At 70.3% G+C, this 10,046-nt stretch carries 9 protein-coding genes; 3 read left to right on the plus strand and 6 right to left on the minus strand.

Annotated elements, in window-relative coordinates; translation table 11 throughout:
• Positions 1-49: 49 nt before the first annotated feature.
• The 5 genes from AB0N04_RS35150 to AB0N04_RS35170 form a co-directional block, all read right to left on the minus strand.
• Positions 50-475, minus strand: coding sequence for a hypothetical protein (locus tag AB0N04_RS35150; RefSeq protein WP_360218805.1), 426 nt, complete (start codon positions 473-475; stop codon positions 50-52).
• On the minus strand, positions 472-2,625 hold the full coding sequence (locus tag AB0N04_RS35155) for a site-specific integrase (protein WP_360218808.1): 2,154 nt from the start codon (positions 2,623-2,625) through the stop codon (positions 472-474). The genes AB0N04_RS35150 and AB0N04_RS35155 overlap by 4 nt, the downstream gene beginning before the upstream one ends.
• Positions 2,622-4,508 (minus strand): hypothetical protein, encoded by a 1,887-nt coding sequence (locus AB0N04_RS35160; protein ID WP_360218811.1) that lies wholly within the window; start codon positions 4,506-4,508, stop codon positions 2,622-2,624. The genes AB0N04_RS35155 and AB0N04_RS35160 overlap by 4 nt, the downstream gene beginning before the upstream one ends.
• Positions 4,505-6,043: a site-specific integrase gene (locus AB0N04_RS35165; protein WP_360218814.1), complete on the minus strand. Its 1,539-nt coding sequence runs from the start codon at positions 6,041-6,043 to the stop codon at positions 4,505-4,507. The genes AB0N04_RS35160 and AB0N04_RS35165 overlap by 4 nt, the downstream gene beginning before the upstream one ends.
• Positions 6,044-6,305: 262 nt before the next feature.
• Positions 6,306-6,776, minus strand: a complete 471-nt coding sequence (locus tag AB0N04_RS35170) for a MerR family transcriptional regulator (protein WP_360218817.1) — start codon at positions 6,774-6,776, stop codon at positions 6,306-6,308.
• A gap of 123 nt (positions 6,777-6,899) precedes the next feature.
• Between AB0N04_RS35170 and AB0N04_RS35175 the strand changes: the two genes are divergently transcribed.
• Positions 6,900-7,949, plus strand: a complete 1,050-nt coding sequence (locus tag AB0N04_RS35175; protein ID WP_360218820.1) for an aldo/keto reductase — start codon at positions 6,900-6,902, stop codon at positions 7,947-7,949.
• 48 nt (positions 7,950-7,997) lie between these two features.
• On the opposite strand, the gene AB0N04_RS35180 is transcribed toward AB0N04_RS35175, so the two are convergent.
• The gene (locus tag AB0N04_RS35180; RefSeq protein ID WP_360218823.1) at positions 7,998-8,210 is read right to left on the minus strand and encodes a hypothetical protein; all 213 of its coding nucleotides are present in this window, start codon (positions 8,208-8,210) and stop codon (positions 7,998-8,000) included.
• 408 nt (positions 8,211-8,618) lie between these two features.
• Between AB0N04_RS35180 and AB0N04_RS35185 the strand changes: the two genes are divergently transcribed.
• Both AB0N04_RS35185 and AB0N04_RS35190 read left to right on the plus strand, forming a co-directional pair.
• Complete coding sequence (locus AB0N04_RS35185) at positions 8,619-8,822, plus strand: cold-shock protein (RefSeq protein ID WP_030916923.1); 204 nt, start codon at positions 8,619-8,621, stop codon at positions 8,820-8,822.
• A 376-nt stretch (positions 8,823-9,198) separates the two neighbouring features.
• Positions 9,199-10,046 (plus strand): DEAD/DEAH box helicase (locus AB0N04_RS35190; RefSeq protein ID WP_360218826.1); only part of this gene is annotated, 848 nt, incomplete at its 3' end.

Below are 10,046 nucleotides of genomic sequence, written 5' to 3' on the forward strand. Positions count from 1 at the left end.
TTCGGGGACGGATTTGGCCGCTGCCAGCGGCAAGTGGGTTCGGGAGGGTTCAGTCGAGGGGTCTGCGGCTGGGGGCCATGGAGATGGAGCGGACGTTGCCGAGGAGGTCATTGCGTTCGGCGGTGACGCGGTCGAGCTCGACGGAGAGCTCGTTGATGAGATGGGCGTAGAACTCCGTCAACGCCTGCCGCTCGGCGTCCGCCGCCCTGAGCTCGGCGTTGGCGTCTTCGAGGTCGCCGATCTTCTTCTTCAGGGCCGCGATCGGCGGTGGGTCACCGGCGAGGAGGCGGGCGCGGGCCTGGAACTGCTCGGCGAGGTCGCGGTGCTTGTGGGTCAGCAGCCAGCGCTTGACTCCGGCCTCGGCGGCCAGTTGGACGACAGTGAGTTCGCCGGTGGAGCGGAGAGGGGTGCCGTCGAGCAGTCGGTCGGCGGCGGCCCGGATGGCGTCTCGGTCGGCGTCGGCGGTGGGTGTCATGGTGTCACCGGCCGGGTCCGGTCGTGGTCGGCGACGAGCGCGGCGATCCGGGCCAGTTCGTGGCGCTCGCGCTCCTGGCGGGGACTGGGGCTGAGTGGATCGGCCACGAGGACTTCCAACTCGGCGATCTGACCCCGCAGGACGGTGATGTCGCGGTCGGTGCGGGCGATGTTCTGGCATCCGGGCTGGCAGTCCGTCAGGTCCGGCGTGCGCCGGACTTGCTCGTCGCCACCCAGGCGGCACTTGGCCTTCGCCGGGTCGAAGACACAGGTCATGCCCTTGCCCTCGTGGATCTGCAGGGTTGGGTTGTCGAGGAGGTCACGGGCCTGGCGGGTGTTGGTCAGGACGCGCCCGGCGAACTGTCGGGACGCCTGGTGGACGCGCTGGGTGTAAGTCGGGGCGGCGGGGCCGCTGACGTGCTCGCCGGCGCGCAGGCGGTGCTCGGCGTCGGCGAGTTCCTCCAGCCGCAGCAGCCAGGTCTCGAAGGAGTGCTCGTCGGGAAAGCCGGAGGCATAGGTCCCGCTGTAACCGAGAGTAACTCCGACATGGAGATGGCCGTACTGGATGGCGCCGGCGACCAAGCCGCGCGGGCGCCTGACAATATGCCAGGCCAGGGTCCTGCGGAAGCGGACGGGGTAGATCTGGCGGCCGCTGGGGTCGGGCGGGACGCGCTCGTCGCGGCCGGTGGCCGTGCAGTAGTCATCGATCCAGGCGGTGAACAGGTCGATGTGGTGGGCGAGGACCTGGGTCGTGCGGGCCTTGCCGAGCCGTCTCTGGGCCAGGACGTCAGCGACCCGGGTGTCGAACAGCGTCGTGGGGAACAGCAGATCCCGGTCATGCAGCCGTTCCAGCACGGCCACCGCGTCGGCGACCTGCTTCACCACCACCCACGGATCGGTGCGCTCCTCGCCCTGGGGCTTCTTCTCGCCGTTCTCGTCGATCGCCCCCTTCCACTTGCGGCCCTGAATCAGCCACAGGTCAGCGGTCGGATCGTGGCGGACGCATCCGCGCCGCCAGGAGAGCACTTCTCCGGGTCTGGCGCCGGACAGGTAGGCCAGGACGACCGCGCAGGCCGTGGACAGATGCCTGATCAGGTGCGGGGCCTCGGCGAAGGTGATCGGCCCGGGCCGCCACGGCTCGCCGCCCAACTGGCAGCGGATCGGGGCGCTCAGGTAGGCGGCGTCGGCGATGGGCAGGCCGCTTGCGGCCAGCGCCGCCTTGTTCGCGTTGCGGTTCAGCCAGTGAGTGGGGCAGTTCAGGAGCCGGGCGAGGTGCTGCCGGTCCAGGACCGGATGCCCGTCGGGGCCGGGCTTGCCCGGCAGTGCCGTGCGGTCGCGGGCCATGCGTTGAAGGAGCGACTGCAGGTCAGCGTGGAACACTTCGGGGGTGCGCGGGCCCTGGCGTCCGCCGTGGCGGCGCCGGTCGGTGAAGCTTCGCGGAGCCAGAGTGGCGTATTCGTCGCGGATCGCGAGGATGTCGGCGGAGAAATCCTCGACGAACCGCAGGGACCACAGCATCAGCCGGTCGATGGTCGCCGGCGGGATGCGCGGGGTGCGGTTCTCCCCACTGCGTCGCTTGCGTCCGATCAGCTCGTCGGCGTCCGCTCCGCGCCAGGGCGGTGCCTCGGGGAGCCGGCCGTAGGCCGGCAGCATCTCGCGCCAGGCCCACAGCCGTCGGACGGTGATGATCCGCTCGCCCAAGGTGTCGCGGGATGTGCCGCTCTCCAGCAGGTCGGCGAGATAGGCGTCCAGGTCATTGGGGCCGACATCGGCCAGCGCTGTGATGCCGCGGACATCCAGCCAGACCAGGAACACGGTCAGCGAGGAGAACAGCGACACGATGGAGCGGACGGCCAGGCGGGTGCGGGTGAAGCGCCGCAGAGCGGGCGGTTCCGGGCAGTTCAGCAGCTGCCAGACGTAGTTCTTGGCGGTGTGCCGCAGCGGTCCGGGGACCAGGGCAAAGTTCAGGCTGGTCGTCGCGATGTGCTCCTCGAACAGGGCGGGCGTCAACTCCCAGCGCTCCTCGCCGAACACCGACAGGCCGGCGGGGTCCGTGCCCGGCCTGATCGGCCGGTTGATCAGGACCGGGGTCCCCGGGTGGGGAAGACCATCGACGGAGGTCAGCGGCGCAGGTGCGTACTCGGCGGTCACGTGAGGTCCAGTTCTCGGGCGAGGAACCGCTCGGCCAGGCGACGGTCGGCATCGGTGGCCTCGTCGCGGGCGCGGGTGACGGCGGCGGGTGAATGCCGGGAGACAAGTTCGGCCAGTTGCGCGTGCGGGAGCGCGAACCGCTGGGCCCAGCGGGCCGGCGGCATCTCGGCGCGATGGGCCTCCAGACCGTCCAGGACCAGGATCTGCACCGTCAGATGCTGGGGTGTCGCACGAGCGCACGGGCAGTCCAGACAACGCATGAACGAGGCCCGGCAGGGCTGACCGGGCGGCGCATGGGGGCCGCCGCGGTGGTCGACGCAGGCCCCGAGCACGGTGTCCAGCTCACCAGCGAGCATCCGCTTGAGGACCGGGGCCTCCACTCCGTAGCGGGCGGCGACGTCCCCGGGCCGCTCGCGGGCGAGCTCCAGATCGGCGACGGTCAGCACCGGCATCAGCGCGCTGGCCCTGGCCCGGACGACCTGGTCGTCCAGGACCCGGGCGACGAGTTGTTGGTAGACGGTGATGTTTCCGCGGTCCCGTCCGAGGTACTCGTTCGCCAGGACCTGGTCGGTGTGCGCGATGGCCTGCTGCCGCTGTTCCAGGACGGTCAGCCGCAGCCGGGGCAGGCTGACCTCGCCGTCGCGCGGCATCTCGGCCCCGTCCGGGAAGGTGGAGGTGAGTGCGGCGCGCCGGCTCCAGGCGGCGACCGCCGTGCCGAGCAGACCGGCGCCGGACGGTCGGCCGACGCGAAAACCCTTGCGTCCGCGGACCGCCATCAGCCGGTCGCTGCTGGTGATCCGCCGCACGGGCTCGGTCAGTTCGCGCGTCAGGAGGAAGACGCCCAGCGGGGTGTGCAGTTCGTCGCGCGCGCTCAGGCTCGGTCCGCTCTCCTCGTCGCGCTCGCCGGTGCTGAGCCAGTCCGGCAGGTCTGCCAGCACGACCGGCATGTGGCTGCGGTGTCCGCGTCGGGGCTTGACCAGCTCCACGATGCCGCTCGCCGTGCCGCCGGCGCCGCCGTCCGGACGGTGCACCGCCGCCGGGGCGTCGATAATCGTGCCGCCGTTCTGCCCGGTCAGACCGACCAGCAGGACAAGGAACGGCATCGCGTCGCGCCAGGTGAGAAGCACCATCGGGATCAGGTCACGCACCGTCCAGCGCTTGGCGAGGTCGTAGGGCAGGTAGCTGTTGCCGTTGCTGCGGTGCATGCGCGGGACATCGCCGGTGGTCTCGACGTGGTCCAGCAGTTGCCCCAACTGCCAGCGTTCCGAATCCAGTTCGCGATCAATGATCCCGGACCGCCACTGCTCGACCAGTTCGCGGTGCTCGCGGATGCGGGCCGCCGTGGCGCGGGCATCGCTGCGGGCGGCGGTCATGATCCGCCGGAACTCCTCGGGGCTGTAGCTGGACACCGTCGGGGCGCGGTCCCGGGTGATCCCGCCGCTGCGAAGCGCCGCGGTGAAGGCGTCGCCGGTGCCCTCGACGGCCCGCAGGGTCCGCTTGACGCCGCCCACGCGCTGCGCGAGCGTGCGCTGTCCCGCGTACTTGGTCCGGTAGCTCTCCAGGTGAGCGGGCCGCAGCTGGTCCGGACGGCTCGGCGGGAACGGCAGGCCAGCCAGGCACTGGGCGAAGGTCCGCAGCCCGTAGTAGCAGCCGTTCGCGGAGCTGACGCTCTTGCAGGTGCCTGACGGCCCGGTGCGGCGGTCGAAGGCCCGGGCGAAGGCGACCTGCAACTCCCGGTCCACCGGCATGCAGGTGAAGTCGTAGTCCTGGCTGACGCGCCCGTCCTCGCTGGTGAACCTGACCGTGCAGCGGCCCTCGTCCAGCAGCAACCGGTCCGGCGCCTGGTAGCCGGGCGCCGGCAGCGCGGCCGGTCGGCCCCTCATCGAAGCATCTCCGCGAATCCAGGCCCGGTCCGGTCGGCCAGCGGGTCGGCTGCGACCTTGGGGTGCTGGTGCCAGACCTGGTCCAGCAGGGCAGCGACCGGGACGCCGACCGTTTGCTCCAGCAGCAGCTCGACGTCCAGGTGCCGGAAGGGCTCCAAGTACACGTCCATCGTGGTGGTGACGCTTCGGTGACCGAGCATCGTCTGCACCAGTTGCCAGGTGTCGCCGAACTGCACCCGGAAATCACGCAGTTCCTCACGGTCCAGGTGGGCGAACCGGGCGTCGTAGAGGAGCTTGCCCACCGAATACCAGCGCAGGGCGAAGGAATGGCGGAGCCGGTGGGCCGAACACGAGAACCCGTCCAGCCCCAGGGCAGCGATCCGGGCGTTGGCGGTGGTGAAGGTGTGCTGCCAGCCGTGCGGATCACGAGGCAACCCGTCCTCGTTCAACCACACCGCCAGTGGCTCCAACCCCGCCTCGCCCTCTCGGAACAGGTTCTGCCGAGCCTGCGGGTCCAAGGTGTCCAGCGACACCGAACTCACGGTTCCACAGGCGTCGCGCACGGTCAGGCGCCGGTTCGCGTGGACCCGCTCGACCACGACCCGGCCCGGCACTGCCGCGTACCGGTCCTGCCGCTGAGCGCGGCGGACCGCCCGGGCCCGGGCCCCCTCGCTGTAGGACAGCACCCCGAGCAGCGCGCTTCGGGGCAGCCAGTAGCGCCGGCCGAGGCCACCTTTGGCGCAGGCGTCCGCCAGCCAGCGCGTTGTGAAGGCGCGGTCCGGATCATCGCCCGGCAGCTCGATGTCCAGCACGCTGGCCCACTCGCTCAGCCGCAGACCGGTCTCGAAGAGACCGTCGGCGAACGCGCCGTCGCGTTGCTCTCCCCGCCCACGCCAGCGCGGGTCCTCCAACCCGTCCAGGCCAAGGCCCCGCAGTCCGATGTCGCGCCAACGCCGGTAGCCGGCCGGGGTGAACCACTTCACGTCCCGGCTGCGGATCCCCACCGGCCCGGCCACGATCTCCTCCACCGACCCGCGCGGGGCCGGCGCGCGGACCTCGCGCATCTCCACCGGGCTGACCACCGCGTGGTGACGCGCGGCCCAACCGTAGAAGACGTTCACCGCCACCAGGTCGCCCTTCAACGTCCCGGCCGCGACCCGCTGCGGATTGGCTGGGTCAGCCATCCGCCAGAACTTGAACGCCTCCACGTCGGCGGCCACCGCCTGCTGCCAGCCCTGCCCCCGCGCCGCCAGAAAGTTCAGCCACAGCCCGAGCGCGTACGCGTACTTGCGCCAGGTGTCCGGGTCTCGCGACGTCATCGGGTACGTCGTGAAGAACGCGTTCACCCGCCCGTCCGGCCTGCCGCCGGGCCCCAGCAGGAACGGCTGCCCGGGTCGCCGGCCGTGCGCGCGCTGCAGCTCCGGCAGCCGGGCGACGAACTTCACCGCGACGGGATCGGAGAACTGCGGCCAGCGGCGCCCGGGATCGGCGAAGCACACCCGCCAACCCGACGAAACACCCTCGGTGATCACCACCACAACGTAGCGTCAGCAGCCTGCACGACCTGCAACACGACATGCGGCAACACCCGAAATGGCTAGAGAAGCTGGGCCGCTACGGCTTCGCGCTGCCCGCCGGAGCCAGCTCGTCCAGGCCGGCGCAGGACCGGGCCACGTCCGCCTTCAGGAACCGATCGTCGGGTCATCGCTCACCAGGGCATCCTGGCCGACGGGATGACGGAGCGTCAAAAGTTCTGACATCAACCCGAACTCTCCGGTCCGTTCCTACTGGGACCCCTTACTGGACCACTGCTTTGTGGCGAAGCAATGGCGTGCGTTCTTCGTGAGCCGAAGGGGATGGGGCGTGACATCGGTGGGCGACGGCGCTGCCTTGGTCGACAAGGTCCTCATACACTCCGACCTTGAACCTGATCAGGTCCAGGGACTCAGTGAGCCTGCCGATCTCGGTGGTGACGCGCTCCTGGTGCTCGCGCATGAGCGCGAGTCGCTGTTCCTCATTGCCTGCGCCGTCTCTGACGAGGTCGGCGTACCGGCGGAGCGCGGTCAAGGGCATGCCTGAGGCGCGGAGAATGATGCACACGTTCAGCCAGGCCACGTCTTCCTGGCCGTAGACGCGGCGCCCGCCAGGTCCGCGTCGCACGGTGTTGATGAAGAGGCCCTCGTGCTCGTAGAAGCGCAGCGCGTGCACGCTCAAGCCGGTGCGCTCGGAGACCTCTCCGATGCTCAGAGTTGTTGTGACCGCAACCATGCCACCAGGGTATCCGGGGGGATCGGGGGTTGATCTAGAGGGGACTCTAGTTCCTAGGGTGCCTCGTGCGATCGACGCTCTGTCGGTCCGCCTCATCCGTTGACCCAGTAAGGAAGCATCACCATGCGCTACCGCACCCTCGGCAGAACCGGTATCGAGGTCAGCGTCCACTGCCTCGGGACGATGATGTTCCAGGACGGCTGTAACTCCGACCACGACGACTGTGTCCGCATCATCCACGCCGCCCTCGACCAGGGGATCAACTTCGTCGACACCGCCGATATGTACGGACAGGGCGAGTCGGAGGAAATCGTGGGGAAGGCGCTGCGGGGGCGCCGTGACGACATCGTGCTCGCCACCAAGGTGCACTTCTCGATGGGCGAGGGCCGTAACCGCAGTGGCAACTCGCGGCGGTGGATACTCAAGGCGGTCGAGGACAGCCTGAGGCGTCTGAACACCGACTGGATCGACCTCTACCAGGTCCACTTCCCCGACCACACCACGGACATCGAGGAGACGCTGTCCGTTCTCAGCGACCTCGTGCGCCAGGGGAAGATCCGCTCCTTTGGCTGCTCGAACTTCCCGGCCGATGAGATCGTCGAAGCACACCACGTTTCCGAGCGGCGCGGCCTCGGGCGCTTCCGCACCGCCCAGCCGCCCTACTCGATTCTGGCCCGCGGGATCGAGGCCTCGCTTCTGCCCGCCGTCGCGCGCCACGGCATGGGCGCACTCGTCTGGAGTCCGCTCGCCTTCGGGTTCCTCACCGGCAAGCACCGCAAGAACCAGCCGATCGACCTGGAAACCGGCCGTGCCGCGATCCGGCCGGCACTCTTCGATCCCGCGATTGCGGCGAACGCCGCCAAGCTCGACGCAGTCGAGCAGCTCGTCGAACTCGCGACGAGCATCGGCTGCACCCTTCCGGAGCTCGCCGTGGCCTTCACCGTGGCCCACCCGGCCGTCACTTCGGCGATCATCGGGCCGCGGACCATGGAGCAGCTGGAGGGTCTCCTCAAGGGCGCCGCGCTGACCCTCGACGACGCGACGCTCGACCGGATTGACGAGATCGTGCCGCCCGGGGTGAACCTGTACAACCCGTACGCCTCCCTCCCTCCGCGATCACTGACCGACACCGCCTTGCGGCGCCGCCCACTCGCTGAACGCGCCGCGGCCTGAGTGACGTGATCGTGGTGAACGGGTTCCTCACCCGGGCGGCGCTGGCACTCATCGCTTCTCCGCCCGGGGCCGGTCGCCGGCGTCCGCAGGGGTACGGGGGTGCGGCACGGAGAGCCGTAGGCCGAAGTCGATCCGCTTGTCCATGTCGAGGCGGAATGTGCCGTACGGGTTGACGTTGGACCCGAACAGCGCAGTCAGGCCGCGCCGGTCCTCGGCGCTGAGCTTCTCCGCCCACTTCGGCTCGGCCAAGACCTGGTGCAACAGCAGCGTGTTGACGTCACGGCGCCGTCAAGATCCTCGTCCGTTCGTGACCGGGGGCAGGTCGGCCCGGAGAGCCCGGTCGCGCGGCAGGCCGACCGCTCGCGGACCGGCGTCGGCCACCCCGCCGTCCCGGCCGGCACGGACGGGTGGTCCCTGACGGCCGGGACGAGGGCCGGGCCGGGGAGGGCTCCCGGGAACCCGGGGTGGAATGTCCACGCGTTCCGGGCCCGGGCCTGCTAGAGTCGTTATCAGTTGCAGTAGTGGTTCCCATGAACTTTGTGTGCGCCTGCTGATGTATTTCGCAGGCGCATTTTTGTGTCCCGGCTCTTCCCCGGGTGGGCGCTCATCGCGGCGACTCGGAGCACGCGCCGTGCGTGCTCCGGACAGCCCCTCTAAGGAGATTTCTCTATGGCTAATGGCACTGTGAAGTGGTTCAACGCGGAAAAGGGCTTCGGCTTCATCGAGCAGGAGGGTGGCGGCCCGGACGTCTTCGCCCACTACTCGAACATCAACGCCAGCGGCTTCCGCGAGCTGCTCGAGGGCCAGAAGGTCGAGTTCGACGTCACGCAGGGCCAGAAGGGCCCGCAGGCCGAGAACATCCGCCCGCTGTAGTACTTCTGCCACGGCACCCGCCCAGCAGCGAGGGGCCCGCACCGCGTACACGATGCCCGGTGCGGGCCCCTCGGCATTCGCGTCACGACGCACCCCGGCCATTCAAGCCCTTGACTCCGTCACCCGCCGCCATCCCCTCGCGAGCCGCACGGCTCCGCGCCCGGGTCGGCGCCCCGTCGCGGCGGTCCACGGTCCGGGTTCTCCGCTCCCGCTCCTTTCGGCGGGCGCCGATCGCAGGTGACGTGCCGCACGGTTCCACCGTCCAGGCCCAGCCCGTCACACTCCCGGCCCGTTCCCTTGCGGTCTCCACCGGCGCCCCGCGCCACGGAGCCTTCCTCGTGACGCGCCGCCCTGAGGAAGGTTCCGCATGAACCGCATGAATCGCTCCGGCCGTCCCACCCGCTCAACCCGCTCCTCGTACCAGAACGCCGACTCCCGCTCCCGCGGCAGCTCCTTCTACGGGGACCGGCCCTCCGGAGGCGGCCGGAGCAGCCGTCAAGGTGGCTCCCCCCAGGGCGAGTTCTCGATGCCGGTGAGCACCACTCCGGCGCTCCCGGCTGTCGAGGCGTTCGACGAGCTGGAGATGCCCAAGGCCCTGCTCTCCACCCTGACCCGGCAGGGCGTCACGGCGCCGTTCCCGATCCAGGCCGCGACGCTCCCGAACTCGCTGGCCGGACGCGACGTGCTGGGCCGCGGCCGCACCGGGTCCGGCAAGACCATCGCGTTCGGCCTCGCCGTCCTGGCCCGCACGGCCGGCCGGAAGGCCGAACCCGGCCGCCCGCTGGCCCTGGTGCTGGTCCCCACCCGCGAGCTCGCGCAGCAGGTCACCGACGCCCTCGGCCCGTTCGCCCGGGCCGTCCACCTGCGGCTGGCGACCGTGGTCGGCGGGACGTCGATGAGCCGCCAGGCCTGGCTGCTGAACCGCGGGGCGGAGGTCGTGGTGGCCACCCCCGGCCGGCTCAAGGACCTGATCCAGCGCGGCGACTGCCGACTCGACGAGGTCGGCATCACGGTGCTCGACGAGGCCGACCAGATGGCCGACATGGGCTTCCTGCCCCAGGTCACCGAACTCCTCGAACAGGTCGCCGCGGACGGGCAGACGATGCTCTTCTCCGCCACCCTGGACCGAAACGTCGACCGCCTGGTGCGGCGCTTCCTGAAGGACCCGGTCACGCACTCGGTGGACCCGTCCGCGGCTGCGGTCAGCACCATGGAGCACCACGT

Origin of the sequence: Kitasatospora sp. NPDC051702 (assembly GCF_040681575.1) — a bacterium.
Lineage (GTDB): Bacteria > Actinomycetota > Actinomycetes > Streptomycetales > Streptomycetaceae > Kitasatospora.